At 46.9% G+C, this 26,264-nt stretch carries 41 protein-coding genes; all 41 read right to left on the bottom strand.

Annotated elements, in window-relative coordinates; all coding sequences use genetic code 11:
- Positions 1 to 475: 475 nt before the first annotated feature.
- On the bottom strand, positions 476 to 1,159 hold the full coding sequence (locus tag QMA09_RS12580; protein ID WP_290213336.1) for a KinB-signaling pathway activation protein: 684 nt from the start codon (positions 1,157 to 1,159) through the stop codon (positions 476 to 478).
- Positions 1,160 to 1,322: 163 nt separating this feature from the next.
- Positions 1,323 to 2,384 carry an Mrp/NBP35 family ATP-binding protein gene (locus QMA09_RS12575; RefSeq protein ID WP_290213335.1) on the bottom strand — a complete coding sequence of 354 codons (1,062 nt, stop codon included), beginning with the start codon at positions 2,382 to 2,384 and terminating at the stop codon, positions 1,323 to 1,325.
- A gap of 134 nt (positions 2,385 to 2,518) precedes the next feature.
- On the bottom strand, positions 2,519 to 2,911 hold the full coding sequence (rpsI, locus tag QMA09_RS12570; protein WP_135500656.1) for a 30S ribosomal protein S9: 393 nt from the start codon (positions 2,909 to 2,911) through the stop codon (positions 2,519 to 2,521).
- 29 nt (positions 2,912 to 2,940) lie between these two features.
- Entirely contained in the window at positions 2,941 to 3,378 is a 438-nt protein-coding gene (rplM, locus tag QMA09_RS12565) for a 50S ribosomal protein L13 (RefSeq protein ID WP_135500655.1), read from the bottom strand.
- A gap of 208 nt (positions 3,379 to 3,586) precedes the next feature.
- Positions 3,587 to 4,330 (bottom strand): tRNA pseudouridine(38-40) synthase TruA, encoded by a 744-nt coding sequence (gene truA, locus QMA09_RS12560; protein ID WP_290213334.1) that lies wholly within the window; start codon positions 4,328 to 4,330, stop codon positions 3,587 to 3,589.
- Positions 4,331 to 4,341: 11 nt separating this feature from the next.
- Positions 4,342 to 5,139 (bottom strand): energy-coupling factor transporter transmembrane component T family protein, encoded by a 798-nt coding sequence (locus tag QMA09_RS12555; RefSeq protein WP_290213333.1) that lies wholly within the window; start codon positions 5,137 to 5,139, stop codon positions 4,342 to 4,344.
- Positions 5,136 to 6,008: an energy-coupling factor ABC transporter ATP-binding protein gene (locus QMA09_RS12550; protein ID WP_290213332.1), complete on the bottom strand. Its 873-nt coding sequence runs from the start codon at positions 6,006 to 6,008 to the stop codon at positions 5,136 to 5,138. The genes QMA09_RS12555 and QMA09_RS12550 overlap by 4 nt, the downstream gene beginning before the upstream one ends.
- Positions 5,984 to 6,832 carry an energy-coupling factor ABC transporter ATP-binding protein gene (locus QMA09_RS12545; RefSeq protein ID WP_290213331.1) on the bottom strand — a complete coding sequence of 283 codons (849 nt, stop codon included), beginning with the start codon at positions 6,830 to 6,832 and terminating at the stop codon, positions 5,984 to 5,986. The genes QMA09_RS12550 and QMA09_RS12545 overlap by 25 nt, the downstream gene beginning before the upstream one ends.
- A 340-nt stretch (positions 6,833 to 7,172) precedes the next feature.
- Positions 7,173 to 7,547 carry a 50S ribosomal protein L17 gene (rplQ, locus tag QMA09_RS12540; RefSeq protein ID WP_290213330.1) on the bottom strand — a complete coding sequence of 125 codons (375 nt, stop codon included), beginning with the start codon at positions 7,545 to 7,547 and terminating at the stop codon, positions 7,173 to 7,175.
- A 46-nt stretch (positions 7,548 to 7,593) separates the two neighbouring features.
- Positions 7,594 to 8,538, bottom strand: a complete 945-nt coding sequence (locus QMA09_RS12535) for a DNA-directed RNA polymerase subunit alpha (protein WP_135500649.1) — start codon at positions 8,536 to 8,538, stop codon at positions 7,594 to 7,596.
- Between the two features lie 128 nt (positions 8,539 to 8,666).
- Positions 8,667 to 9,056, bottom strand: coding sequence for a 30S ribosomal protein S11 (rpsK, locus tag QMA09_RS12530; RefSeq protein WP_135500648.1), 390 nt, complete (start codon positions 9,054 to 9,056; stop codon positions 8,667 to 8,669).
- A 25-nt stretch (positions 9,057 to 9,081) separates the two neighbouring features.
- Positions 9,082 to 9,447, bottom strand: a complete 366-nt coding sequence (gene rpsM / locus QMA09_RS12525; RefSeq protein WP_290213329.1) for a 30S ribosomal protein S13 — start codon at positions 9,445 to 9,447, stop codon at positions 9,082 to 9,084.
- Between the two features lie 21 nt (positions 9,448 to 9,468).
- Positions 9,469 to 9,582 (bottom strand): 50S ribosomal protein L36, encoded by a 114-nt coding sequence (gene rpmJ / locus QMA09_RS12520; protein ID WP_006828951.1) that lies wholly within the window; start codon positions 9,580 to 9,582, stop codon positions 9,469 to 9,471.
- 37 nt (positions 9,583 to 9,619) lie between these two features.
- On the bottom strand, positions 9,620 to 9,838 hold the full coding sequence (gene infA, locus QMA09_RS12515) for a translation initiation factor IF-1 (RefSeq protein WP_006828950.1): 219 nt from the start codon (positions 9,836 to 9,838) through the stop codon (positions 9,620 to 9,622).
- 404 nt (positions 9,839 to 10,242) lie between these two features.
- Positions 10,243 to 10,896, bottom strand: coding sequence for an adenylate kinase (locus QMA09_RS12510; protein WP_290213328.1), 654 nt, complete (start codon positions 10,894 to 10,896; stop codon positions 10,243 to 10,245).
- 60 nt (positions 10,897 to 10,956) lie between these two features.
- A complete protein-coding gene (gene secY / locus QMA09_RS12505) occupies positions 10,957 to 12,252 on the bottom strand; it encodes a preprotein translocase subunit SecY (protein WP_135500645.1) in 1,296 nt (431 codons plus the stop codon).
- Positions 12,252 to 12,692 (bottom strand): 50S ribosomal protein L15, encoded by a 441-nt coding sequence (gene rplO / locus QMA09_RS12500; protein ID WP_135500644.1) that lies wholly within the window; start codon positions 12,690 to 12,692, stop codon positions 12,252 to 12,254. The genes secY and rplO overlap by 1 nt, the downstream gene beginning before the upstream one ends.
- Before the next feature lie 33 nt (positions 12,693 to 12,725).
- Positions 12,726 to 12,908: a 50S ribosomal protein L30 gene (gene rpmD / locus QMA09_RS12495; protein WP_135500643.1), complete on the bottom strand. Its 183-nt coding sequence runs from the start codon at positions 12,906 to 12,908 to the stop codon at positions 12,726 to 12,728.
- Between the two features lie 14 nt (positions 12,909 to 12,922).
- Positions 12,923 to 13,423 (bottom strand): 30S ribosomal protein S5, encoded by a 501-nt coding sequence (gene rpsE / locus QMA09_RS12490; RefSeq protein ID WP_135500642.1) that lies wholly within the window; start codon positions 13,421 to 13,423, stop codon positions 12,923 to 12,925.
- Positions 13,424 to 13,443: 20 nt separating this feature from the next.
- The gene (rplR, locus tag QMA09_RS12485) at positions 13,444 to 13,806 is read right to left on the bottom strand and encodes a 50S ribosomal protein L18 (RefSeq protein WP_135500659.1); all 363 of its coding nucleotides are present in this window, start codon (positions 13,804 to 13,806) and stop codon (positions 13,444 to 13,446) included.
- Positions 13,807 to 13,839: 33 nt separating this feature from the next.
- On the bottom strand, positions 13,840 to 14,379 hold the full coding sequence (rplF, locus tag QMA09_RS12480) for a 50S ribosomal protein L6 (protein WP_135500641.1): 540 nt from the start codon (positions 14,377 to 14,379) through the stop codon (positions 13,840 to 13,842).
- Positions 14,380 to 14,409: 30 nt separating this feature from the next.
- Complete coding sequence (gene rpsH, locus QMA09_RS12475; protein ID WP_006828942.1) at positions 14,410 to 14,808, bottom strand: 30S ribosomal protein S8; 399 nt, start codon at positions 14,806 to 14,808, stop codon at positions 14,410 to 14,412.
- A gap of 29 nt (positions 14,809 to 14,837) precedes the next feature.
- A complete protein-coding gene (rpsN, locus tag QMA09_RS12470; protein ID WP_006828941.1) occupies positions 14,838 to 15,023 on the bottom strand; it encodes a 30S ribosomal protein S14 in 186 nt (61 codons plus the stop codon).
- Between the two features lie 19 nt (positions 15,024 to 15,042).
- Positions 15,043 to 15,582, bottom strand: a complete 540-nt coding sequence (rplE, locus tag QMA09_RS12465) for a 50S ribosomal protein L5 (protein ID WP_135500640.1) — start codon at positions 15,580 to 15,582, stop codon at positions 15,043 to 15,045.
- Positions 15,583 to 15,610: 28 nt separating this feature from the next.
- Complete coding sequence (gene rplX, locus QMA09_RS12460) at positions 15,611 to 15,922, bottom strand: 50S ribosomal protein L24 (protein ID WP_183736526.1); 312 nt, start codon at positions 15,920 to 15,922, stop codon at positions 15,611 to 15,613.
- A 35-nt stretch (positions 15,923 to 15,957) separates the two neighbouring features.
- Complete coding sequence (gene rplN / locus QMA09_RS12455) at positions 15,958 to 16,326, bottom strand: 50S ribosomal protein L14 (protein WP_135500639.1); 369 nt, start codon at positions 16,324 to 16,326, stop codon at positions 15,958 to 15,960.
- Between the two features lie 47 nt (positions 16,327 to 16,373).
- Positions 16,374 to 16,637: a 30S ribosomal protein S17 gene (rpsQ, locus tag QMA09_RS12450; RefSeq protein ID WP_135500638.1), complete on the bottom strand. Its 264-nt coding sequence runs from the start codon at positions 16,635 to 16,637 to the stop codon at positions 16,374 to 16,376.
- Between the two features lie 24 nt (positions 16,638 to 16,661).
- Positions 16,662 to 16,862: a 50S ribosomal protein L29 gene (gene rpmC / locus QMA09_RS12445; RefSeq protein WP_135500637.1), complete on the bottom strand. Its 201-nt coding sequence runs from the start codon at positions 16,860 to 16,862 to the stop codon at positions 16,662 to 16,664.
- Positions 16,852 to 17,286 (bottom strand): 50S ribosomal protein L16, encoded by a 435-nt coding sequence (gene rplP, locus QMA09_RS12440; protein ID WP_036803910.1) that lies wholly within the window; start codon positions 17,284 to 17,286, stop codon positions 16,852 to 16,854. Before rplP ends, rpmC begins: the two co-directional genes overlap by 11 nt.
- A 1-nt stretch (position 17,287) precedes the next feature.
- A complete protein-coding gene (rpsC, locus tag QMA09_RS12435) occupies positions 17,288 to 17,944 on the bottom strand; it encodes a 30S ribosomal protein S3 (protein ID WP_135500636.1) in 657 nt (218 codons plus the stop codon).
- Positions 17,945 to 17,947: 3 nt separating this feature from the next.
- Positions 17,948 to 18,289 (bottom strand): 50S ribosomal protein L22, encoded by a 342-nt coding sequence (rplV, locus tag QMA09_RS12430; protein ID WP_135500635.1) that lies wholly within the window; start codon positions 18,287 to 18,289, stop codon positions 17,948 to 17,950.
- 19 nt (positions 18,290 to 18,308) lie between these two features.
- On the bottom strand, positions 18,309 to 18,587 hold the full coding sequence (rpsS, locus tag QMA09_RS12425; RefSeq protein WP_135500634.1) for a 30S ribosomal protein S19: 279 nt from the start codon (positions 18,585 to 18,587) through the stop codon (positions 18,309 to 18,311).
- A gap of 60 nt (positions 18,588 to 18,647) precedes the next feature.
- Positions 18,648 to 19,478, bottom strand: a complete 831-nt coding sequence (rplB, locus tag QMA09_RS12420) for a 50S ribosomal protein L2 (protein ID WP_135500633.1) — start codon at positions 19,476 to 19,478, stop codon at positions 18,648 to 18,650.
- Between the two features lie 46 nt (positions 19,479 to 19,524).
- The gene (gene rplW, locus QMA09_RS12415; RefSeq protein WP_135500632.1) at positions 19,525 to 19,809 is read right to left on the bottom strand and encodes a 50S ribosomal protein L23; all 285 of its coding nucleotides are present in this window, start codon (positions 19,807 to 19,809) and stop codon (positions 19,525 to 19,527) included.
- Positions 19,809 to 20,432, bottom strand: coding sequence for a 50S ribosomal protein L4 (gene rplD / locus QMA09_RS12410; RefSeq protein WP_290213327.1), 624 nt, complete (start codon positions 20,430 to 20,432; stop codon positions 19,809 to 19,811). The genes rplW and rplD overlap by 1 nt, the downstream gene beginning before the upstream one ends.
- 29 nt (positions 20,433 to 20,461) lie before the next feature.
- On the bottom strand, positions 20,462 to 21,091 hold the full coding sequence (rplC, locus tag QMA09_RS12405; protein ID WP_135500630.1) for a 50S ribosomal protein L3: 630 nt from the start codon (positions 21,089 to 21,091) through the stop codon (positions 20,462 to 20,464).
- 49 nt (positions 21,092 to 21,140) lie between these two features.
- Complete coding sequence (gene rpsJ / locus QMA09_RS12400; RefSeq protein WP_004233624.1) at positions 21,141 to 21,449, bottom strand: 30S ribosomal protein S10; 309 nt, start codon at positions 21,447 to 21,449, stop codon at positions 21,141 to 21,143.
- Positions 21,450 to 21,702: 253 nt separating this feature from the next.
- Positions 21,703 to 23,025: a Na+/H+ antiporter family protein gene (locus QMA09_RS12395; RefSeq protein WP_135500629.1), complete on the bottom strand. Its 1,323-nt coding sequence runs from the start codon at positions 23,023 to 23,025 to the stop codon at positions 21,703 to 21,705.
- A gap of 166 nt (positions 23,026 to 23,191) precedes the next feature.
- Entirely contained in the window at positions 23,192 to 24,136 is a 945-nt protein-coding gene (locus QMA09_RS12390; protein WP_290213326.1) for a threonine ammonia-lyase, read from the bottom strand.
- A gap of 78 nt (positions 24,137 to 24,214) precedes the next feature.
- Positions 24,215 to 24,802 carry a 3-isopropylmalate dehydratase small subunit gene (leuD, locus tag QMA09_RS12385; RefSeq protein WP_135500627.1) on the bottom strand — a complete coding sequence of 196 codons (588 nt, stop codon included), beginning with the start codon at positions 24,800 to 24,802 and terminating at the stop codon, positions 24,215 to 24,217.
- 30 nt (positions 24,803 to 24,832) lie between these two features.
- On the bottom strand, positions 24,833 to 26,251 hold the full coding sequence (gene leuC / locus QMA09_RS12380; RefSeq protein ID WP_135500626.1) for a 3-isopropylmalate dehydratase large subunit: 1,419 nt from the start codon (positions 26,249 to 26,251) through the stop codon (positions 24,833 to 24,835).
- Positions 26,252 to 26,264 lie beyond the last annotated feature (13 nt).

Genomic DNA, 26,264 nt, shown 5'->3' with positions numbered 1-26,264 from the left:
ATTTGAAAAGCTTTGCTCCGATTGCCAAAGGCAACCCTCGCAAAAGCCGTTCTCGCGCCGAAGCGCTCGTGACGTCTTTCGTTGACGTTTTGCTGTTCAGTTTTCAAGGTTCATGTTGTGTGCCGCCATCTGTGTTTGTGTAGCTCGTTGTTGCTTGGCGACTTTTATTATATTAAAGCATGTTTATACTCCTGTCAACACCTTTGAGATTTTTTCTTTCAGTTCTTTTTCTTTGCGCACTTCTTTCTTTGTACTTCCTTCTTCAATTGCGCCTAAACCCTTGCGCCGCCTGCATTCCTCATCTCTTGTTTCAAGCGCTCCAGCTGCCAGAAGCCTGAAAGAAATCCGCGTCGGAAAATTCCGCGTTTTTTTGCATCAATTTTTTTCGGCAAATGCTCTTCTGCTATTCCTCTCCAAAAAAAGCCGACCGGATCTCTCAGCAAGAGAAATCCGGTCGGCTTTGCTTTTTGCATCTTTATTTTTTCGGGCTTGCTTGGGCTGCCAGTCTCCGTGCAGCCTTCCGCTCCTCAAGCTTCTCGCGGTCGATATCCGATTTGGCATTGTACTTCGGCAACGCCAATAGCTGGTAAGCATTCACCGACAGGAAAGGGAACAGCAGCAATGCCACCCAGCTGTCGATGTTATCGGCTTTGACCATCAAAGCTGGAAGCCATTCCAAAGTCGTGATGACAATCATAAAGAACAAAGCTGAAATGAATGTGTTCTTAGTTGTCCATTTTGCTTTGAAATATGCGGTAACCAATGAAACTCCGAGCAAGATCGCCAACAATACGCCATATAATAGTTGCTGGCTTCCCGTATCCGCATTCGGTGCAAATCGGAAGACGATCAAATCAAAAATAACGATCGCAATGATTAACAGCTGCACCCAATTCCATAAACGCAGCGTCCGGAACATATTGACGCCGAATTGATGAATCGTCAGGTACGCGAAAAAGCCCATCTGGCTGATCATGCTCATCGTCATCCCGACAACGACCATCCAAGCAACGCCTGCGAGTATCTCTCCCCATTGGCCATTTGCAAAAGCTTCTGCGAAAACATCATCCCAGCGGATGAACAAACCAAGTATCCCGGTGATTGCTCCGCCGATAAAAAGAGCATTTATAAAAAATTTAACCCAATTTCGTATTGTCACATTAATGCCTCCATTGTATGAAATCCTCTTAAGATTGTACCAACCTGGCGGCAAAAAATCCATCAAGCCCGACCCGTGGATGTGAACAAAGCATGAAATCGATGGCATTCTGTTCATAAATAGGAAAAGCCCGGCTGTGCGATGCGCAGCCGGACTCGATTGATTATTTTTTAGCGAATTGATTTAGCAATTGTGTTGCGATGTCTTCATAAATTTTCCCGGTCGGATGGTCGGCTGTATAAACAGACGGTGCGAAATCCGCTTCGTTCCAATCCGGCTGGCCCAGTGGAATCTGTCCAAGCAATGGAGCCTGCAGCTCTTCAGCAAGCTTCGGACCGCCTCCTTTGCCGAAAAGGTATTCCCTCTTGCCCGTTTCTTTGCTTTCGAACCACGACATGTTCTCGATGACTCCCAGCACTTCGTGATTGGTCTGAATGGCCATCGCACCTGCACGCGCAGCAACAAACGCTGCAGTCGGATGCGGTGTCGTAATGACGATTTCTTTTGAGGCCGGCAGCATCTGGTGGATATCCAGCGCTACGTCGCCTGTCCCTGGCGGCAAGTCCAGCAGCAAATAATCCAATTCGCCCCATTCAACGTCGCGGAAGAATTGATCCAAGACTTTCCCGAGCATCGGGCCGCGCCATACGACTGGCATATTGTCTTCGACAAAAAAGCCCATTGAAATCACTTTGACGCCGAAACGTTCTACCGGAATGATTGTGTTGCCCCGGACGACCGGCGATTTATCGATGCCCATCATATCCGGCACACTGAAACCGTAGATATCCGCATCGATCAAGCCCACTTTTTTGCCAAGGCGTGCAAGCGCGACAGCCAAGTTTACGGATACTGTCGATTTGCCGACGCCGCCTTTGCCGCTGGCGATCGAAATGAATTCAACTTTGTTCAATGGCGACAGCAGGTCTTGTGCTTCTGATTCATTCGCAGTGCCGCGGAATTGCGCCAATGCTTCTGGAGGCAGTTCTTCAAAACGGATGCCGACAGAACCCGCTCCCGCTTCTTTCAGAATTTCAACAACCTTCATCTGCAACTGCATCTGTTCAGGCGTGTTCGTTTTAGCGATAGCCAGCTTCACGCTGACGTGTTTTTTCTCTTCTTTTATCGTGACCGACGTAATGCCGTTTGTTTCAGTCAGCGATCTATGTAAAAACGGGTCTTGCAACGTCCCCAGTAATTCGCGAACTTGTGCTTCATTCAACATATGGATACACTCCTTCTCACTTTTGCTCACCGTAAAGTATAACATAGCAGACTTTATTTTAAATCAATTCTGCCTTTTCTCCCTGGACAGAACAAAACCCCTTTGCTCCGAAGAGAAAAGGGGTTTTGGAAAAATTAACGTTTTGAGAACTGAGGTGCGCGACGTGCTGATTTAAGACCTGGTTTTTTACGTTCTTTCATACGTGGGTCACGTGTTAACAACCCAGCAGATTTCAACGCTGGACGGAAAGCAGGGTCTACAGTAAGTAGAGCGCGAGCGATACCGTGGCGGATTGCGCCAGCTTGTCCAGTGAATCCACCGCCGTTTACGTTTACTAGGACGTCGTAGCTTCCTAGAGTTTCAGTAGCAACTAGTGGCTGCTTGATGATTTGCTCAAGAGTTTCGTATGGAACGTAATCCGATACGTCACGTTTGTTGATTGTAATTGTGCCGTCGCCAGGTACTAAACGTACGCGAGCTGTAGAGTTTTTACGGCGACCTGTACCAATATATTGAACTTGTGCCAAAGGTGTATCCTCCTCTTATTTACGTATGATTATCCGCGAAGCGTGTAAGCTTCTGGTTGTTGTGCTTGGTGGTTATGGTCTGGTCCAGCATAAACATGAAGTTTTCTGAACGTCTGACGGCCAAGAGAGTTTTTTGGAAGCATCCCTTTGATAGCCAATTCAAGCATTTTAGTCGGGTATTTAGTGCGCATTTCAAGTGCTGTGCGCTGTTTCAAACCACCGCTGTATTGTGTGTGGCGGTAGTAGATTTTGTCTGATAGTTTTTTACCAGTCAAGTGGATTTTGTCAGCGTTGATGATGATCACGTGATCACCAGTGTCAACGTTTGGTGTGAATGTTGGTTTGTATTTACCACGTAAGATTGAAGCGACTTCAGAAGCTAAACGTCCAAGAGTTTGCCCTTCTGCATCGACAACCAACCATTTACGCTCGACTTCGTGACCTTTAGCCATGAATGTTGTACGCATGTATATTGTCCTCCTAAAATATCATCTCTGTTATTAATCATGCACCAAGTCCCGTTGGCACATGTCCGTTGTTCCGTTTTTTCGTTATCCCTTAACACAAATAACCTTCCGGGGCATATCGTGGGGGTAATGAAAATACCATACATCATGTTATAACGAATCGGGTGGAAAGTCAAGGGTTTTTCAAAATACACCAGGAAAAGTTGTTTCAGCAATCATACTCCACATTTTCAAGGTATAAACCGTGGGCCGCAGCTGTTTTTCCAGCCGCTCCCCGCTCTTTGGCAGCAATGATGTCCGCCACTTCCGACACGTTTTTTCTGCCGAGCCCGACTTCCATCAAGGTACCTGCGATGATGCGCACCATATTATAAAGGAAGCCGGATCCTTCGATGACCATGTGGAGCTCTTCCCCGTGCTCCTCAAATTCCAGGCGCCTCACCGTCCGGACTTTATCGACGACGCCCGTATTGACGGCACAGAAACTCGAAAAATCATGGGTGCCGATAAACGCTTCGGCCGCTTGCTGCATTTTCACAAGGTCAGGCCGCTGCTTGATATGCACCATGTAATTACGGGTGAACGGGCTGATCACTTGGCTGCGGTCCCATTTGTAGCGGTAGGTCTTCCCCGCCGCGTGGTAGCGCGCGTGGAAACCTTCAGGAGCCTCGTGGATCTCCGCCACCCGGATGTCTTCCGGCAGCAGCACATTGAGCGCCTTCAGCCAGCCGCTGTCCGGAATCGACAGCGGCGTATCAAAATGGATGACTTGGCCGGTCGCATGCACTTTCGCATCCGTCCGCCCGCTCGCCACCACTTGCACGATTCCGCCTTTATGGATCGTCTTCAAAACTTTCATCAATTCTTGCTGCACCGTACGCGAATCCGGCTGGACCTGGTAGCCCGCAAAACCGGACCCGTCATAGGCGATTTTCGCTTTCATTCGTTTCATGCTTTCTCTCCTTATGTCCGGTAATACCAAAGAACAGCTGTCAAACCGACAAGCAGCGCCATGCTGAATGTATCTTTAAAGCCCCAGTCGAGCTGGCGGTAGCGGGTGCGGCCTTCACCGCCTCGATAGCCGCGCACTTCCATCGCTGTCGCCAAGTCTTCCGCCCGTTTAAAGGCGCTGACAAACAGCGGAATCAGTAAAGGCACAACCGCTTTGATGCGTTCTTTCACAGGTCCAGAGCCGATATCCGACCCCCTGGCCATCTGCGCCTTCATGATTTTTCCCGTCTCATCCATCAAGGTCGGGATAAAGCGCAGCGAAATCGACATCATCAGTGCCAGCTCGTGCACCGGAAGCTTCACGCGCTTGAACGGCCCAAGCAAAGTTTCAATGCCATCAGTTATGGAAATCGGTGAAGTCGTCAGCGTCAAGATGCTCGTGATGAACACCAGCACCAGGAAGCGGACCGACAGGAAGATACCTTGCCGCAGCCCTTCCTCATAAATTTCGATAAAGCCGATGCTCAGCAGCACATCCCCTTCGCGCGTAAAGAAAATATGCAAGAGGAATGTGAATATCAATAAAATAAAGACCGGTTTCAATCCTGTCACCAGAAAATACAGGCGGATTTTCGACAAAAATACAACAAACAGCGTGAAGCCCAACAAAATGCCGTAAGTCAACGCATTATTCGCTACAAAAACCACCGCGATAAAAATAAACACGAAGAGGATTTTGGCACGCGGATCCATCCGGTGGACAATTGAGTCGCCGGGGATATAACGGCCGAAGATCATTTTCTCAATCATTCTGCGTCACGCCCTTTCTGAAGCGCCTGCGCGATGTTTTTCGCCAAGGCTTCCTCGGTCAGGGAAATGGCGTCCAGTTTGATGCCCATCTTTTCTTCGAATTGCCGCTGCAGGCGGACTGAACGCGGCGGTTCAAGCCGGTAATCATGCAATTGCTCTTCATTGGAAAAGATAGTGACCGGATCACCTGTCACCACACATTTGCCGCCATGCATGATTGCAATCTGGTCGGCGTAGCGCGCGGCATCTTCCATGCTATGCGTAACGAGTACCGTCGTCAGCCCTTTTTCAACATGGAGCCGGTAGAAAAGATCCATGATTTCACGGCGGCCTCTTGGATCCAGCCCCGCTGTCGGTTCATCAAGCACCAATACGTCCGGTTCCATCGCGAGGACGCCCGCTATCGCCACTCGGCGCATTTGCCCGCCCGACAGGTCGAACGGCGACTTTTCCAGCACATCCTCTGGAAGCCCAAGCTGCTGGACCAATTCGCGTGCGCGCCGGCTTGCTTCTTCTTCCGGCACACCGTAATTCAAAGGCCCGAACATGATGTCTTTCAAGACGGTCTCGTCAAACAGCTGCTGTTCCGGAAATTGGAAGACAATGCCGACTTGGCGGCGGATATCACGCAGATTTTTCGCCTTTGTCCCCGCTTCTATTTTCCGTTCGCCGATCATCACGGTGCCTTCCGTCGGTTTCAGCAGCGCGTTCAAATGCTGCAGAACAGTCGACTTTCCGGAACCGGTATGGCCGATGATCGCTGTATAGGATCCGGACGGGATGTGCAGATTCACGTGATGCAATGCGCGTTTTTCAAATGGCGTATCTTTCGCATAGCTGTACCCTACATCTTGGAGTAAGATGTCCATAACTCATCCACCAACTTATCTTCTGTCATATGCTCGCCTTTAATATCTAGGCCTTCTTTGCGCAATAAATGCGTCATGCGCATCGCAAATGGCAAATCCAATCCCAGCTCCATCAATTCGCTTCCCGAACGGAATACTTGCTCCGGGTTGCCTTCCAATTGTTTATGCCCCTGGTTCATGACAATCAGCCGGTCCGCCAATGCCGCTTCCTCCAAGTCATGTGTAATGGAGATGACCGTCAAACCGGTCGCTTTTCTCAGCTCACGGATTGTTTCGATCACTTCCATGCGCCCCTGTGGATCAAGCATCGATGTCGCTTCATCTAAAATCAGCAGCCGCGGCCGCAAAGCCAATGCGCCGGCAATTGCCACGCGCTGCTTCTGTCCACCGGATAAATGATGAGGCTCCTGGTCCATATAATCTTCCATCTTCACTTGGCGCAATGATTCCTTTACACGTACCACCATTTCCTCATGCGGTACGCCATTGTTTTCCAAAGCGAAAGCCACATCGTCCTGCACCGTCGCACCGACAAATTGGTTGTCGGGGTTTTGGAACACCATCCCCATCTGTGAACGGATATCCCATAGCGTTTCTTCGGACATCGGTTTGCCCATTGCCGTCACTTTACCGAAATTCGGGAACAGCAAACCGTTCATCAGCTTGGCGATCGTTGATTTGCCTGAGCCGTTATGTCCGACCAGCGCAATCCACTCTCCTTCTTCTATCGTGAAAGAAAGGTCTGCGACTGCTGGCCGAACCGACTCGTCTTCTGGCGCATATGTAAATGTCACATTTTCTAATGACATAATAATCGAATTCATCTCTGCTAGCCTCCCCTAAATTGCAAACTACCTCTACTCTACTCGGTCTCATAAGCAATTGTAAAACTAAAAATGGATAAAAAAAAGCGCGCACCTCATTCAGAGAAATGCGCTTTTCTGTCTCTATGGCGCCCCGGTTGCTTAAGCCAGGGTTGAATGAGGTGCGTAGAGCTAGACAAGACGCCGTCCGAAGACTCGCTCATCATAACGCTCAGCTTTTCATGAGTGTCGTATAAACCATAATGCTAAAAGAAGAGGGCATGAACCCTCTTCCAGTAAATCAATTGTCCCTCCGGCTGAAGTTCAGCTGGAGGATCTAACTTGAACCTGCTGATTCAAATTAAACTAATTCGATAATTACCATTGGTGCGCCATCTCCGCGACGAGGCCCCATTTTCATGATGCGAGTGTAACCGCCTTGGCGTTCTGCGTAGCGTGGTGCAACGTCATCAAACAATTTTTGCAAAGCAAAGATTGTGTTTTCGTTGCCTTCTGCGTCAGCAGTAGTTACTAACTCACGGCGAATAAATGCTGCAGCTTTACGGCGTGCGTGAAGATCTCCACTTTTGCCAAGCGTAATCATTTTTTCTACAGTTGAACGAACTTCTTTCGCACGAGCTTCAGTCGTTTGAATGCGTTCATGAACGATTAAGTCTGTTGTAAGGTCACGTAATAGTGCTTTACGCTGAGAACTTGTACGTTGTAGCTTTCTCATTGAAGTTTCCCTCCTTTGTTAAATATATCGGATCCGATTATAAGTGTCAGTCTTCCTTGCGAAGGCCCAACCCTAAATCTTCTAACTTCACTTTAACTTCTTCAAGTGATTTGCGTCCGAGGTTGCGTACTTTCATCATGTCGTCTTCCGACTTGCTTGCCAGTTCGTGTACCGTGTTGATACCCGCACGTTTTAAACAGTTGTAAGAACGGACCGAGAGATCAAGTTCTTCGATAGTCATCTCCAACACTTTTTCTTTTTGGTCTTCTTCTTTTTCAACCATGATTTCAGCCGTTTGAGCCTCATCAGTCAATCCAACGAAGATATTTAAATGCTCAGTAAAAATTTTCGCACCAAGTGCAATTGCCTCTTTAGGACCAATGCTGCCATCTGTCCATACATCAAGAGATAATTTATCAAAATTAGCGAGCTGGCCCACACGTGTGTTTTCCACTTGGAAGTTCACGCGTGATACTGGAGTGTAAATAGAGTCAATCGGAATAACGCCGATCGGTAGATCTTCACGTTTGTTCTGATCTGCACGAGCGTATCCACGGCCTCTGTTCGCATACATGCGCATACGCAGGTGTCCGTTTTTAGCGATTGTTGCAATATATAGATCCGGATTCAGAATTTCCACATCACTGTCGTGTGTGATATCTGCAGCCGTAACCGTTCCATCACCTTTTACATCAATTTCAATGACTTTTTCTTCGTCAGAGTAAATTTTCAGTGCCAGTTTCTTAATATTCAAGATGATTGATGCTACATCTTCTTCTACACCTTCAACAGTGGAGAATTCATGCAAGACACCGTCAATTTGAATCGAAGTAACAGCAGCGCCTGGTAAAGATGAAAGTAAGATTCGACGTAAGGAGTTTCCTAAAGTAGTTCCATATCCACGCTCAAGCGGTTCAACAACAAACTTGCCGTATTTAGCAGTGTTGTCGATCTCGACCGTTTCAATTTTCGGTTTTTCTATTTCGAGCATTCATTTTACCCTCCTTCAAAACGTCGGTATTTTCGTTTCATCAAGAATTCGATAGTCACAGACTTTCGCAACGATTCGGAACACATTCAGTAAGTCGTGATGTTCAAAAATCCTATTCAGATTAACGATTATACGCGACGGCGTTTTGGCGGACGGCAACCGTTATGAGGTACTGGAGTTACATCTTTGATAGCTGTAACTTCTAGTCCGGCAGCTTGAAGCGCACGGATAGCAGCCTCACGACCTGAACCAGGACCTTTAACTGTAACTTCTAGAGTTTTAAGACCGTGTTCGATCGAAGTTTTAGCACAAGTTTCAGCAGCCATTTGAGCAGCGAAAGGCGTAGATTTACGTGAACCTCTAAATCCTAGAGCACCAGCGCTTGACCATGATACTGCATTTCCTTGCATATCTGTAATCGTAACGATTGTGTTGTTAAATGTTGAGCGGATGTGAGCAATACCAGATTCGATATTCTTTTTCACACGACGCTTACGAGTTTGTTGTTTACGTGCCATGTTAGGAAGATACCTCCTTTACTGATTATTTTTTCTTGTTAGCTACAGTTTTACGAGGACCTTTACGCGTACGCGCATTGTTCTTCGTATTTTGTCCGCGAACAGGTAGTCCACGGCGGTGGCGGATACCTCGGAAGCTAGCAATTTCCATCAATCGCTTGATGTTCATAGAAACTTCACGGCGTAGGTCACCTTCAATTTTAAATTGATCCAATTGCTCACGGATATTGTTCAACTCGTCTTCAGTAAGATCGCGAACGCGAGTATCTTCAGAGATACCAGCTCCTGAAAGTACTTTCTGAGCAGTAGTTTTACCAACACCGAAAATGTATGTTAATGAAATAACAACGCGTTTGTCGCGTGGAATGTCAACACCAGCAATACGTGCCATGTGTGATGCACCTCCTTCTTATTAGCCTTGTCTTTGTTTGTGTTTCGGATTTTCACAGATTACCATTACTTTACCGTTTCTGCGAATAACTTTACATTTTTCACAGATCGGTTTTACAGATGGTCTCACTTTCATCTAACCCAACCTCCTTAGTAGTCCGGAGTGCAAAAGATTATTTAAAACGGTATGTGATACGACCGCGTGTTAAATCGTAAGGAGAAAGTTCCACTGTTACTTTATCCCCCGGCAGAATGCGGATGAAATGCATGCGGATCTTGCCTGATACATGCGCAAGAATCGTATGGCCGTTCTCCAGTTCCACTTTAAACATCGCGTTAGGCAAAGTCTCAACGACTGTTCCTTCGATTTCAATTACATCGTCTTTCGCCATCGACCCAGTCTCCCTTCTGTATACAAATCAGGTTCTCATCTTCAAACAGTATTTGCTGATTGAATAATACTACGATATTCATTCACCAGGAATGCATGAGTGACATTCGAAAGACAGTCTCCGAGTTCCACTGCCCGCAAATTGCGGAGAGGGGGTAATCCGGTTAATCCAGCCTGACTCATGTTTCCTCGACCGTCCGGACTGCCTTGGATGAGTTCCAAACCCGTTACACAGATGCTTCCACGAAACCCATTATACTATTTCCCATGCCGAATTGCACTTTGTGAACCCTGCATCAGACTTCCTATAACAAGCCTTGTTTGCTTTTGCAGCTCTCGAAAATTCATATCTCCGTCGCTCCTTAAAGCCACATGGAGGCAACTAACTGCGCCCGGCGCCGAAGATTAGCCTCGGTCGCCCTTTAGAAGAGCATCAATGTCAGCAAATACCTTTTGAATGTCCTGCTGTCCATTTATATTTTTCAGCACGCCTTTGTCTTCGTAGAAATCAAGAAGCGGCTGAGTTTGTTTAATGTTAACTTCTAAACGGTTTGTGACGGTTTCAGGATTGTCGTCTTCGCGCTGGTATAGTTCGCCGCCATCTTTATCGCATACACCGTCTTTTTGAGGCGGGTTAAATACGAGATGGTAAGCTGTGCCACACACTTTGCAAATCCGGCGACCCGTTAATCGTTTAACAAGTTCGTCTTGTTCAACTTGGATGTTTACGACATGCTCGATTCTTTTGCCAAGATCAGCAAGAAGAGATTCCAGCGCTTCAGCTTGTGGGACTGTACGTGGAAAGCCATCCAATAGGAAACCTTCTTCACAATCCGCTGCGCTAAGACGCTCACGGACGATACCGATAGTCACTTCATCGGGAACTAATGCTCCCTTATCCATGAACGATTTTGCTTCCAAGCCTAGTTTCGTTCCGCCTTTGATAGCGGCCCGGAACATATCACCTGTAGAAATATGAGGGATGTCGTACTTCTCAACAATTCTGTCCGCTTGAGTGCCTTTTCCGGCACCAGGTAGACCCATTAATACGATATTCATACGTTTGCCCCCTCAGACAAGTGGAGAAGGAACGTTTTAACACGCCCCTAAAACCCCTGATTATTTCATAAAGCCTTTATAATGACGTTTAACAAGCTGAGATTCCAATTGTTTCATCGTCTCCAGCGCTACCCCTACCACGATCAATAGACTTGTACCACCGATTTGCGCCGATTGCGGCAAGCCCATCAGGTTGGTGAAGAAAATTGGCATTACTGCGATAACGGATAGGAAAATCGCTCCGACGAATGTCAAACGGTACAGCACGCTTGTTAAATAATCTTGCGTATTTTTACCCGGACGGATTCCCGGAATATAAGCACCTTGCTTTTTCAGATTGTCCGACACGTTTTCAGGATTAACCTGAATGAATGCATAGAAATAAGTGAAAGCTACAATCAAAGCGACATAAATGATCATGCCGACAGGACGAGTGTAGTCAAATGTATTCTGGATTGCATCCGTAACCGCGTTGGCGCCAAAGAAAGAAGCGATGGTTTGCGGCGTAATGATAAACGCTACTGCGAAGATAACCGGGATAACTCCGGCCGCGTTCACTTTCAAAGGTAAATGCGTTTGTTGTGCACTTGTTGTCTGGCCGCGGCCAGCAACGCGTTTTGCATACTGGATCGGAATTTTACGCAGCGCTTGCTGAACGTAGATGACCAAAACAGTAACAGCAACAACTGCTAGTGCAAGCAAGACCAGAAGGGCGATGTTAATCGCAAGCTGAGAACCAGCTCCTTCGATTTGCTGTGCGTACAATTGGTTGACAGCTCCAGGTATTGCAGCGACAATCCCAGCGAAGATGATAATCGAAATACCGTTCCCCACACCTTTTGCCGTAATCTGCTCACCAAGCCACAGTAGAAATGCAGTACCGCCAGTTAAAACAATTGCGATTACAGCATAAGTTGCAATCGAATCGTCCTGTATTAAAGATCCACCATAAATCTGGTTGAATCCGTAAGACATACCAATCGCTTGGATAAAGGCAAGAACAATTGTGAAATAGCGAGTGAATTGAGCAAGTTTCCGTCTTCCGACTTCACCTTGTTTCGCCCACTCTGCAAACTTCGGCACAACATCCATCTGCAATAATTGCACGATGATTGACGCTGTGATGTATGGCATGATCCCCATTGCTAAAATCGAGAAATTAGCTAGGGCGCCTCCACCGAAAGTATTTAAGAATCCGATCAAGCCAGCTTGATCAGTAGCTTGCAATACATTTGCGTCAACATTCGGTACCGGAATGAAAGTCCCGATACGGAAAATGATGAGCATTAGTAAAGTAAAGATAATTTTATTTCGAATATCAGTCACGCGCATAAAATTTGAGATTGTCTGAAACATTAAAGCACCTCGGTTTGTCCGCCGGCAGCTTCAATCGCTTCTTTTGCTGTTCCAGAGAATTTGTGAGCTTTAACAGTCATTTTCTTCTCTAAGCTACCATTGCCAAGAATCTTGATTCCAGAACGTTCGTTGCTGACATAACCTGATTCGATAAGCAATGCAGGTGTAATTTCCGTGCCCTCGTCGAAACGGTTCAATACATCAAGGTTGACAATAGCATAGTCTTTACGGTTAATGTTCGTAAATCCACGTTTAGGCAAACGACGGAACAATGGGTTTTGACCACCCTCGAATCCTGGACGAACTCCGCCGCCAGAACGTGCGTTTTGACCTTTATGGCCTTTACCTGCTGTTTTACCAGTACCTGAACCGATACCGCGTCCGATACGCTTTCTTGAACTGCGTGAACCTTCTGCTGGTTTTAATTCATGAAGTTTCATGTGGTTGGCACCTCCTTCTATAGAAATCAGGGATTAAACTTCTTTGATAGTTACTAAATGAGCGACTTTATCAAGCATTCCGCGAACGGCTGCATTGTCTTGGTGCGCTACTGTCTGGTGCATTTTGCGCAAGCCTAATGACTGGACAGTTTTACGTTGTGATGGCTTAGCGCCGATCACAGATTTTGTGAGGGTAATTTCTAGTTTAGTTGCCATGTAATTTTCCCTCCTTATCCTAATAGCTCTTCTGTAGTTTTGCCGCGAAGTTTTGCAACTTGGTCAGCACTTTTCAGTTGAGTCAAACCGTTGATAGTTGCACGAACCATGTTGATTGGTGTGTTTGAACCTAGAGATTTCGACAAGATGTCTTGTACTCCAGCAAGTTCAAGTACCGCACGGACAGGTCCACCAGCAATAACACCAGTACCCGGAGAAGCCGGTTTGATAAGAATTTGGCCAGCACCAAAGCGACCGATTACTAAGTGTGGAGTTGTACCTTTAACCATTGGTACTTCAATAAGGTTTTTCTTCGCATCTTCAATAGCTTTACGGATAGCATCTGGAACTTCTTGTGCTTTACCAGTACCAAAACCGACATTACCATTTTTGTCGCCTACAACAACTAATGCGGAGAAACGGAAACGACGTCCACCTTTTACAACTTTCGCTACGCGGTTAATCGTAACTACGCGTTCTTCAAGTTCAAGTTTGTTTGGATCAATACGACGCATGAAATGTGTCCCTCCTTCTTTTAAAATTGTAAACCATTTTCACGTGCAGCTTCTGCCAATGCTTTTACACGTCCATGATATAAATAACCACCGCGGTCAAAAACAATCGATGTCAAACCGTTTTCAGTAGCACGTTTTGCGATTGTTTCGCCGACTTTAGCTGCTGCTTCCACGTTGCCAGTTGAATCGCCTGTGAAATCTTTATCCATAGATGATGCACTTACAAGTGTTACGCCGTTAGTATCGTCGATCAATTGAGCGTAGATGTATTTATTCGAACGGAATACGTTTAAACGCGGGCGTGTTGCTGTACCCGTGATTTTTGAACGTACACGAGCATGACGCTTTTTACGAGATGCGTTTTTATCGAGTTTCGTAATCACTGAGGTCACTCCTTTCATCCTGCCTAAGCAGCATTATTTACCTGTTTTACCTTCTTTGCGGCGAACTTTCTCACCTTCGTAACGGATACCTTTGCCTTTATACGGCTCTGGCGGACGAACTTGGCGGATGTTAGAAGCAAGAGCTCCAACGCGTTCTTTGTCGATGCCTTTAACGATAACTTTTGTGTTAGCTGGAACTTCAACTGTAAGGCCTTCTTCCGGAGTGAATTCAACCGGGTGAGAGTAACCTACGTTAAGAACCAATTTTTGACCTTGCAGCTGAGCACGGTATCCAACCCCTACCAATTCAAGCGTACGCTCGAATCCTTGTGAAGTTCCAAGAACCATGTTAGCAAGCAAAGCACGAGTAGTTCCGTGAATTGTGCGGTGATCTTTCGATTCAGACGGGCGTGATAATGTTACCACGTTGTCTTCAAGAACGATTGCGATATCTTTGTTGAATTTGCGAGTCAACTCGCCTTTAGGTCCTTTAACAGTTACTTCGTTATTGTCGCCAATAGTGACAGTAACGTCAGCAGGAACCTCGATTGGTTTTTTACCTACACGTGACATTTCTTTGCACCTCCATTCGTTTGTTGCTAATTACCAAACGTATGCTATGATTTCTCCGCCGATTTGTTTCGCGCGGGCTTCTTTATCAGTTACCAAACCTTGTGATGTCGATACCAAAGCGATCCCAAGACCGTTCAGTACACGAGGCACCTCATTAGTTTTAGCGTATACACGCAATCCTGGTTTTGAAATGCGTTTCAATCCAGTAATAACGCGTTCGTTATTAGCTCCGTATTTCAAGAAAATCCGGATCATACCTTGTTTATCATCTTCAACATATTCCACGTCACGAACGAAACCTTCACGCTTCAAAATTTCAGCGATGTCTTTTTTCACATTAGAAGCCGGAAGCTCTAATTTCTCGTGACGAACCATGTTTGCATTACGAATGCGTGTCAGCATATCTGCAATCGGATCTGTCATTGTCATTACATTTACCTCCTTCCCAAATTAGGGGATTACCAGCTGGCTTTTTTAACGCCAGGAATTTGTCCCACATATGCAAGTTCACGGAAACAAATACGGCAAAGTTTAAATTTGCGTAATACTGAATGCGGACGTCCGCATCGTTCACAGCGTGTGTACTCTTGTACTTTAAACTTTGGCGTGCGTTTTTGTTTTGCGATCATAGATTTTTTAGCCACGTTTACGCCTCCCTCACGTTTACTTTTGGAACGGCATTCCGAATTGTGTTAATAACTCACGAGCTTCTTCATCAGAGTTCGCAGTTGTTACAATTACGATGTCCATACCGCGTACTTTAGAAACTTTATCATAATCGATTTCAGGGAAGATCAATTGTTCTTTCACACCAAGTGTGTAGTTGCCGCGTCCATCGAAAGATTTTTTCGAAACGCCACGGAAATCACGTACACGTGGAAGTGAGATAGCAATCAATTTATCCAGGAAGTCATACATACGCTCTCCGCGAAGTGTAACTTTACATCCGATTGGCATACCTTCACGAAGACGGAAGCCAGCGATAGATTTCTTAGCTTTGGTAATAACTGGTTTTTGACCAGAAATCGTTTGTAGTTCTTCAACAGCAGTGTCAAGGGACTTAGTGTTTTGAACAGCTTCGCCCACACCCATGTTAATAACGATCTTATCTACTTGGGGTACTTGCATTACTGATTTATATTCAAACTTGCTCACTAGAGCAGGAGTGACTTCATTCACATATTTTTCTTTTAGGCGGTTCATGTGTGTACCTCCCTTCATTCAGGAATTTTTATTTATCTAATTTTTCACCGGATTTTTTTGCAACACGAACTTTTTTACCATCTTCTACCTTGTATCCTACACGAGTCGGCTCGCCGGATTTAGGGTCGATTAACATTACGTTAGAAACGTGAATCGCTGCTTCTTGGCTGACAATCCCACCTTGTGGGCTTGCCTGGTTCGGTTTTGTATGCTTTTTGATGATGTTTACACCTTCAACTAGCACACGGTCTTTCTTAGGTAGAGCTGTCAAAACAACACCTGTTTTGCCTTTGTCTTTACCTGAGATTACCTTAACTGTATCACCTTTTTTAACATGCATTCTGTCGCACCTCCTTGGTATGGCACATTGATTTATTAAAGAACTTCAGGAGCAAGTGAAACGATTTTCATGAAGTTGCTGTCGCGAAGTTCGCGGGCAACAGGTCCGAAAATACGTGTTCCACGTGGACCTTTGTCGTCACGAATAATAACACATGCATTTTCATCAAATTTAATGTAAGTGCCGTCTTTACGGCGAGCTCCGCTTTTCGTGCGAACGATGACAGCCTTAACGACTTCACCTTTCTTGACAACGCCACCTGGTGTTGCTTTCTTCACGGTACAAACAATTACGTCGCCGATGTTTGCAGTCTTGCGACCAGAACCACCAAGCACTTTAATTGTTAGTACTTCACGAGCACCCGAGTTGTCTGCAACTTTTAAACGAGTTTCCTGTTGGATCACTTAGGTTACCTCCCTTCGGAATTTCTTAGGTTCCGAAATTATTTAAATTAGATAATAACCGCTTTTTCTACAACTTCCATCAAACGGAAACGTTTTGTAGCTGACAGCGGACGAGTTTCCATGATGCGAACGATGTCGCCCATTTTCGCTTCGTTTAGCTCATCATGAGCTTTATATTTCTTAGAGTATTTTACACGTTTGCCATAAAATGAGTGCTTCTTTTGAGTTTCAACCATTACTGTAACGGTCTTGTCCATTTTGTCAGACACAACACGGCCTGTGTATACTTTGCGTTGGTTACGCTCAGTCATACTTGCAAACCTCCTCTCGATTTATCAGTTATTGCCACTGAGTACTCTTTCGTGAATCACAGTTTTCATACGGGCAATCGCTTTACGTACTTCGCGGATGCGAGCAGTATTTTCTAATTGACCTGTAGCCAATTGGAAGCGAAGGTTGAAAAGCTCTTCCTTCAGTGATTTCACTTTTTGTTCGATCTCAGCAGTGGTTAAGTCACGGATTTCTTTAGCTTTCATTCGATTCACCACCAATTTCTTCGCGTTTAACGAACTTCGTTTTGATCGGAAGTTTGTGTGATGCTAAGCGCAATGCTTCGCGTGCCACTTCTTCAGATACTCCAGCAAGTTCGAACATTACTTTACCAGTTTTAACAACCGCTACCCAGCCTTCAGGCGAACCTTTACCGGATCCCATACGTACCTCAAGAGGCTTTTTCGTATAAGGTTTATGCGGGAAAATTTTAATCCATACTTTACCGCCACGTTTCATGTAGCGAGTCATGGAAATACGTGCTGCTTCGATTTGGCGGTTAGTGATCCAAGATGATTCTAAAGCCTGGAGACCAAATTCACCGAATGCGATTTCTTTGCCGCCTTTAGCTTCTCCGCGCATCTTGCCTCGGTGCTCTCGACGATATTTAACGCGTTTAGGCATTAACATATTATTTGCCTCCTTCCTCAGATTTCTTCTTAGTTGGAAGGACTTCACCGCGGTAGATCCATACTTTTACGCCAAGTTTGCCGTAAGTTGTATCGGCTTCTGCATGCGCATAATCGATATCCGCGCGTAGCGTATGGAGCGGAACAGTACCTTCACTGTAGTGTTCAGAACGCGCAATGTCAGCGCCGCCTAAACGTCCAGATACTTGAGTTTTGATCCCTTTAGCGCCAGAACGCATAGTGCGTTGGATAGCTTGCTTTTGAGCACGGCGGAAAGATACACGGTTTTCCAATTGGCGTGCTACGCTTTCAGCTACTAATCTCGCATCAAGGTCAGCTCTCTTGATTTCAATGATGTTGATGTGTACACGCTTGCCAGTCATTGTGTTCAGTTGGTTGCGAAGCACTTCTACTTCAGAACCACCTTTACCAATTACCATACCTGGTTTCGCAGTGTGAATTGTTACGTTTACACGATTTGCAGCGCGCTCAATTTCAATCTTAGAAACTGAAGCTTCTTTCAAACGTGCTTCGACGTATTCACGGATTTTAATATCTTCGTGAAGAAGTGTCGCATAGTCTTTTTCAGCGTACCATTTGGACTCCCAGTCACGAATGATTCCGATACGCATCCCTATTGGATGTATTTTTTGTCCCACGAATTATCCCTCCTTCTTGTCAGATACCACTAGTGTGATGTGGCTTGTACGTTTGTTAATCGCGCTTGCGCGTCCCATTGCACGTGGACGGAAACGTTTCAATGTCGGACCTTCATCAACGAATACTTCACTGATGTACAAGTTGTTCAGATCCATTTCGTAGTTATGTTCTGCGTTAGCAGCTGCAGATTTCAACAACTTCTCAACAACAATAGATGATGCTTTCGGAGTGTGGTTCAAAATTGCAACGGCTTCGCCGATTTGCTTGCCTCGGATTAAATCTACTACTAAACGGACTTTACGAGGAGCAATACGTACTGTTCTAGCAACAGCTTTTGCTTGCATGGGGAAATCCTCCTCTCAATTAACGTCTTGTTTTCTTGTCGTCTGCACCATGACTAGCGTATTTGCGTGTTGGAGCAAATTCTCCTAGTTTATGGCCAACCATGTCTTCAGTCACGTATACAGGGATGTGTTTACGTCCGTCGTATACTGCAATTGTTAGTCCGATGAATGTCGGGAAAATTGTAGAACGGCGAGACCAAGTTTTAATCACTTGTTTTTTCTCAGAATCCTTTTGTGCGTCAACTTTTTTCAAAAGATGATCATCAGCAAAAGGTCCTTTCTTCAAGCTGCGGCCCATTTGAGGTCCTCCCTTCGTGATCGCACCACGGTTCTTTCATTGAACCGCAGCGGAATCAAATTATTTTTTACGACGACGCACGATGAACTTGTCTGACTTGTTCGTTTTCTTGCGCGTTTTGTATCCAAGAGTTGGTTTGCCCCATGGAGACATTGGTGATTTACGTCCGATTGGCGAACGTCCTTCACCACCACCGTGTGGGTGATCGTTAGGGTTCATTACAGATCCGCGGACTGTTGGGCGATTGCCCTTCCAGCGGTTACGTCCTGCTTTACCAATGTTGATCAATTCGTGTTGCTCGTTGCCTACAGCGCCAATAGTAGCACGGCAAGTAGCAAGGATCATGCGAACTTCGCCTGATTGCAAACGAACTGTTACGTATTTTCCTTCTTTACCCAATACCTGAGCTGAAGTTCCTGCAGAGCGTACAAGTTGTCCGCCGCCGCCTGGCTTCAATTCAATGTTATGGATTGTAGAACCCATTGGGATGTTCGATAACGGAAGTGCGTTACCTGCTTTGATATCAGCTTCAACGCCTGACATGATCTGCGTTCCAACTGTGAGTCCTTTAGGAGCCAAGATGTAACGTTTTTCTCCATCAGCATAGTTGATCAATGCGATGTTCGCAGAACGGTTAGGATCGTACTCGATTGTAGCAACGCGTCCTGGAATGCCATCTTTGTTACGTTTGAAATCGATAACACGGTATTGGCGTTTATGTCCACCACCGTGATGGCGTACAGTAATTTTACCTTGGTTATTACGGCCGCCTTTACGCTTAGTTGGTTGTAGAAGCGATTTTTCAGGCTTGTTCGTTGTGATTTCAGCGAAATCCGAACTCGTCATATTACGACGACCGTTAGTGGTAGGTTTGTATTTTCTAATCCCCACGTTATTTCCCTCCTTCGTTAGTAGTTCTTTAAGAACTTATAAGAAATTAAATATCGAACAATTCGATGTCTTTGCTGTCAGCAGTCAATTTAACGATCGCTTTGCGGCGTTTGTTAGTGTATCCTGCGTGTTTGCCCATGCGTTTGAATTTCCCTTTGTAGTTCATGATGTTGACTTTCTCAACTTGAACTCCGAAGATTTCCTGAACTGCATGTTTAACTTGTGTTTTGTTTGCGCGAGTGTCCACTTCAAAAGTGTACTTCTTATCTGCCATTACTTCAGAAGAACGCTCAGTAATGACCGGACGCTTTAAAATATCACGTGCTTCCATTAACTAAGCACCTCCTCAATTTTCTCGATCGCTGCTTTTGTCATAACGACTTTGTCATGTCCAAGCAGGTCTAATACGTTGATGCCAGTTGCCGACACCACTGTCATGCCTTTGATGTTGCGCGCAGACAATGCTACGTTCTCATCAAGGTCAGCAGTTACGAACAAAGCTTTTTTACCGATTGAAAGGTCGCCCATCAATTGTGTAAATGACTTTGTTTTTGGTGCGTCAAACGACAAACCTTCAAGTACCATCAATTTTTCTCCAACTACTGTCGATGAAAGAGCAGAGCGAAGAGCTAAACGACGTACTTTCTTAGGCAATTTATAGCTGTAGCTACGTGGTGTCGGTCCGAAGACAACACCGCCGCCGCGCCATTGTGGTGAACGGATCGACCCTTGACGAGCACGTCCTGTTCCTTTTTGGCGCCATGGTTTTCTACCGCCGCCTGCTACTTCAGAACGGTTTTTTACTTTATGGTTACCTTGGCGAAGTGAAGCGCGTTGCATCACTACTGCGTCAAATAACACTGATTCATTTGGTTCGATACCGAATACATAGTCGTTCAATTCGATGTCGCCAACTTGTGAACCTGTTTGATTTAATAAAGCTATTTTAGGCATTCGTGTTTCCTCCTTCCTCAAAAAAATGATTAGTTAGCTTTGATAGCTGTTTTTACGCGAAGCATCGCTTTGCGTGAACCAGGAACATTACCTTTGATTAGAAGCAAGTTGCGTTCCACATCAACCTTGACGATTTCAAGGTTTTGGATCGTAATTGTCGTTCCACCCATTTGACCAGGTAATTTCTTCTGTTTGAAAACGCGGTTAGGGGCAACCGGGCCCATTGAACCTGGACGGCGGTGGTAACGCGATCCGTGGGACATTGGTCCGCGGGATTGTCCGTGGCGTTTAATAACACCTTGGAAACCTTTACCTTTTGTTGTTCCAGTGACATCTACGATGTCGCCTTCTGCGAATACATCTACTTTGACTTCCTGACCAATCTCGTAATCAGCTAAGTTTACATTGCGAAGTTCGCGAATGAAGCGCTTAGGAGCAGTGTTCGCTTTTGCTACGTGTCCTTTAGAAGGTTTGTTGGCAAGCTTCTCGCGCTTGTCTTCAAAACCTAATTGGATTGCTTCGTAGCCGTCAACCTCAACTGTTTTCTTTTGAAGCACTACGTTTGGAGCAGCCTCAACTACAGTTACAGGGATTAAATCACCGTTCTCAGCAAAAACTTGCGTCATACCGATTTTTCTACCTAAGATTCCTTTGGTCATGTTGTCACACCTCCTGCAATTTTTGTGTTTTTTCTATTTCGTTCACCGATTAAAGTTTAATTTCAATGTCAACGCCTGACGGTAAATCAAGTTTCATCAACGCATCGACAGTTTGTGGTGTCGGGTTAACGATATCGATTAGACGTTTGTGTGTGCGCATTTCAAATTGCTCACGAGAATCTTTGTACTTATGGACAGCACGCAAGATCGTGTAAACTGACTTTTCCGTTGGCAACGGTATCGGACCCGATACGCTAGCGCCTGAACGTTTAGCTGTTTCCACAATTTTCTCAGCAGACTGATCTAGGATTCTATGATCATATGCTTTTAAACGGATACGAATTTTTTGTTTTGCCATTATTTTCCCTCCCTTTCGCCTATTTTGGATAGACATTCTCCACGAAAATTTTCCAATCACTCGCCATGGCAAAGCGGCCGGGTGTATCGGTAACCTCTCGCTTCATCGCAGTCAAAGACCAACATTCACCATTATACAAAAGAAAAAAGAATTCCGCAAGGCTTTCCACGAAATTCTTTCTGATTCGCTTTTTTTATTATAACAGGATTTTTCCTTTATACAACCGATACGATAATAGTCCGAACATTCACCTTTAAGCGAGCAGCATAATCGCAATCCAGCCGAACACGACGAGCGGAATATTGTAATGGATGAACGTTGGCACGCACGTATCCCAGATGTGGTTGTGCTGCCCGTCGACGTTCAGTCCGGCTGTCGGGCCGAGCGTAGAATCGGAGGCCGGAGACCCGGCGTCGCCGAGTGCGCCCGCTGTTCCGATCAAGGCGATGATCGCCAGCGTCGAGAAGCCGAACTCCATGCTGAGCGGCACGAAGATGGCAGCGATGATCGGAATGGTCGCGAACGATGAGCCGATGCCCATCGTGACGACGAGGCCGATGATGAGCATCGCTAGCGCAGCCGCTCCTTTATTGCCATTGAATAAATCGGAGGAGCTTGCCACCAGCGGCTCAATGGCACCGGTCGCTTGGATGACGGAAGCAAAACCATTCGCCGAAATCATGACGAAGCCGATAAAGGCCATCATGCGCATGCCGGCTGTCAGCACATCGTCTGCGTCGCGCCATTTCATCGCACCGAAGATATACAATACGAGGATTCCGGCAAGCGCGCCGATGATCATTGATTCTGTCTGGATCTGCCCGTAAAGCGCAGCAATCAAAGCCAGAATGGTAACAATAATATCTTTCTTCGATGCTTTTTTCGTACGGGTTTCTTCTATAGTAGTAAGCTCGGTCTGATAATCACGCGGCTTGCGGTACGCAATGAAGACGGCGATGATCAAGCCGAGCGCCATGCCGGCAACTGGAATGGCCATCGCTTTCGGAATATCCGCCATATCAATCGGCAATCCTGCAAGTTCCATCTGCGTGGCAACAATTTCATGGAAAATCAGCCCGAAGCCATACGGCAGCAAAATATAGGGCGCAGTCAAACCGAAAGTCAGCACGCTAGCAATCAAACGGCGGTCGATGCGCAGTTCGTTTAGGATGTGTAGAATCGGCGGGACCAATAACGGGATGAAAGCGATGTGAATCGGGATGAGGTTCTGTGAAAAGATAGCCATCACCAGCAGCGCAAAGATGATTAATGCTTTCGCCAGGTTTTCCCTAGTTGCTTCCCCTTCTTTATTGACGAGCTTCAAGACGCCAGAAACCAGCAATTCAGGAATTCCTGTGCGCGAGATCGCTACGGCGAACCCGCCAAGCATGGCGTAGCTGAGCGCGATGGTGGCCCCTGCCCCAAGTCCGTCGGTATAGGCGGTGATGGTTTCTGCAAATGACAAGTTTCCAGCTAGCCCCCCCGCCAGTGCACCGATCAACAAAGCGAACACGACGTTGACACGGAGAAGGCTCAAGACAAGCATGATAATTACGGCAATCACTACTGCATTCATTTATGGATTCTCCTTTAGTTTGCTAAAGCGTTAAAGTACTTTATTAAATTAACAAATCCCTAAAAGGATGTCAACCGCTCTGCACGCATTTCCATCATACTGAAAAAACCGACTTTTCCGCAGCCCGCCAAAAAGCCCTTTGCCGGATAGCAAAGGGCTTCTACTATTAATAAGAACTTGCCGTACCGATATCAGTAGCGGTTTTTCTGCATTCTTCGAGTCTGGCGATGTCGAAATTGCCGCCGCTGACGATAACGCCCGTTCGCGCCGAATCAAATGGGAGATGTCGAAAGAGCATTGCAGCAACCGCCGCTGCTCCCGCTCCTTCGACAAGCATCTTTTCACGTTCAAGCATAAAAAGGATCGCTGAGGCGATTTCCTGCTCACTGACGGTGATGACATCGTCTACGTAAGCCTGGATGATTTTCGTCGTCAATTTTCCTGGCTCTTTCACTTTGATGCCTTCCGCCATGGTCGGCAGAAATGGCACCGCCGTATTATTGGTGCCGTGGAAAATGGACGCGATAGAGGAAGGGGCTCTCGCCTGCACGCCAATGACCCGGATTTCCGGCCGCATCAGCTTGGCGGCGATAGCTGTCCCTGCAAGCAGGCCGCCGCCGCCGGCTGGTACAACGATTGTATCCAGGTCGGGGCATTGCTGCAGCATCTCCATTGCAACTGTCGCCTGCCCTTCGATGATGGCCAAATCGTCAAACGGATGGACAAACGCTGCACCCGTAGCCAATTGCTCCCTTTTCGCCGCTGCGTATGCTTCGTCGAAATTCTTCCCGGCAATGATAACTCGGGCACCGTATTGGCGCGTCGCCAGCACTTTCGTTTCCGGAGTGCCTTCAGGCATAAATACCGTCACCGGCACGCCCTTTTCACGCCCTGCCAGTGCCACACCTTGCGCGTGGTTGCCCGCCGAAGCGGCAATGATTCCCCGTGCGCATTCCAATTCCGTCATCTGGCTGATTTTATTGAACGCGCCGCGGACTTTGAACGAACCCGTTTTCTGCAAGTTCTCCAGTTTCAATGAAACCTCGCTGCCGGTGATGGCATTCAGCGTACTGGATTGCTTGCACGGCGTGCGATGGACAATGGGCGCCAACCTCTCGAATGCATTAAATAAGCCTACTGTACTGTACGAATTCCCAAGCAGATCATCTCCTCTTGTAATAGTAGAATGTTACACGCCTTGTTTTGCTTCATATGCCGTAATATGCGATTCGAATTGGAATGTCAGCGCAATCTCGTCCCAGCCTTTTAGCAGCATCTCTTTCCAATACGGATCGATCGTGAACGAATAGCGGCTGCCGTCCTGGCCTGCTACGGTCTGTGCCTCTAAATCGACTTCCAGCCGGTAAGGCTCCTGTTTGCCTTTTTGAATCAGCTCGTCCACTTCCGCATGCGCCAAACGGATTGGCAAAATCCCGTTTTTCACACAGTTATTATAGAAGATATCCGCAAAGCTTGGCGCGATGACGACGTTGAACCCGTAATCTTGAATCGCCCATGGGGCATGCTCGCGTGAGGAGCCGCAACCGAAGTTCTCTTGTGCGACCAGAATTTCGGAGCCTTTGAAACGCGGATCGTTCAGGACAAAGCTTTCTTCCGGTGCACCATCCGGACGGAATCGCCAATGATAGAATAAATACTTGCCGAACCCGGTCCGTTCGATGCGCTTCAGAAACTCTTTCGAGATGATTTGGTCGGTATCGACATTTTTGCGTTCCAGGGGGGTCAAGACGCTATTGATGTGGTTGATGGGCTTCATTGCAAGCGGCCTCCTTTTCCTTTGGTGTTGTTATGCACTCGGCACAGGTTCTTTCATATAATTCCGGACATCTGTCAGATGCCCTTCAATTGCAGCTGCAGCGGCCATCACCGGGCTGACAAGGTGAGTCATTGAACCCGCTCCTTGGCGCCCTTCGAAATTCCGGTTGGAAGTGGATGCACAGCGTTCTCCTGCCGGAACAGAATCTTCATTCATCGCCAGGCACATGCTGCATCCCGTTTCGCGCCATTCAAATCCGGCGGCCAGGAAGATTTTATCGAGCCCTTCCTCTTCTGCAGCACGCTTTACAGTTTCTGACCCCGGTACGACAATCGCCGTTACAGATGGATGGACTGTACGGCCTTCTACAATGGCGCTAGCTGCCCGTAGATCGCCTAAGCGTGCATTCGTGCAGGAACCGATAAAGACGTGTTGGATCGGAATTGACGACAATGCCGCCCCTTCTTCAAGGTGCATATAATCCAGCGCCTGTTTCAGCGCATCCCGGTCTTCCTGCTCTTCGTAATCCGCAGCAAACGGCACATGGCCTGCAATTCCTGAACCCATCGAAGGATTGGTGCCCCAAGTGACGAACGGCGAGATTTCATCGGCGTGGATGGAGAGCGACACATCGTATTGCGCATCTTCATCTGTCGCCAACTCAAGCCATTTCGCAGCAGCTTCTTCAAACGCCTCGTCTTGCGGCACATGGCGTCGGCCTCTCAAATAGTCGATCGTCGTGTCGTCCGGGCTGATCAGCCCAGCGCGCGCTCCCGCTTCAATCGACATATTGCAGATCGTCATGCGCTCTTCCATCGACAAGTTGCGGATGGCATCGCCCGTATACTCGACGATATGCCCTGTTCCCATGTCGATGCCGAATTTGGCGATGATCGCCAAGATGACATCTTTCGAAGAAACGCCGAAGCCCAGTTCACCGTCGATGCGGATTTCCATCGTTTTAGGCTTTGATTGCCATAATGTCTGTGTTGATAGCACGTGTTCGACTTCACTTGTGCCGATGCCGAACGCCAGCGCGCCGAACGCGCCGTGTGTCGACGTATGGCTATCGCCGCAAACGATCGTCTTGCCCGGCTGCGTCAGCCCAAGCTCTGGTCCGATGACGTGCACGATGCCTTGGTCGGGATGATTGATGCCCGCAAGCGGAACCCCGAACTCATCGCAGTTTTGCTGCAAAGTTGCGATCTGCTTGCGCGAAATCGGATCGGTGATTTGATCGCGGTTGCGCGTCGGCACATTGTGGTCCATCGTCGCAAAGCATAAATCCGGCCGCCGCACTTTGCGGCCATTCAGCCGCAGGCCTTCGAACGCCTGCGGTGAAGTGACTTCATGCAATAAATGAAGGTCGATGTATAAAAGGTCCGGCTTTCCCGCCTCTTCATAGACGATATGCTGTTCCCAAATCTTTTCAATAATCGTTTTTGCCATCGTGCGCCCGCTC

This window comes from Planococcus sp. APC 3906 (assembly GCF_030407685.1).
GTDB classification, from domain to species: Bacteria; Bacillota; Bacilli; order Bacillales_A; family Planococcaceae; genus Planococcus; species Planococcus koreensis.
Note: the sequence above shows the minus strand (reverse complement) of the source record. Positions and strands in the feature narration are given on the sequence as shown.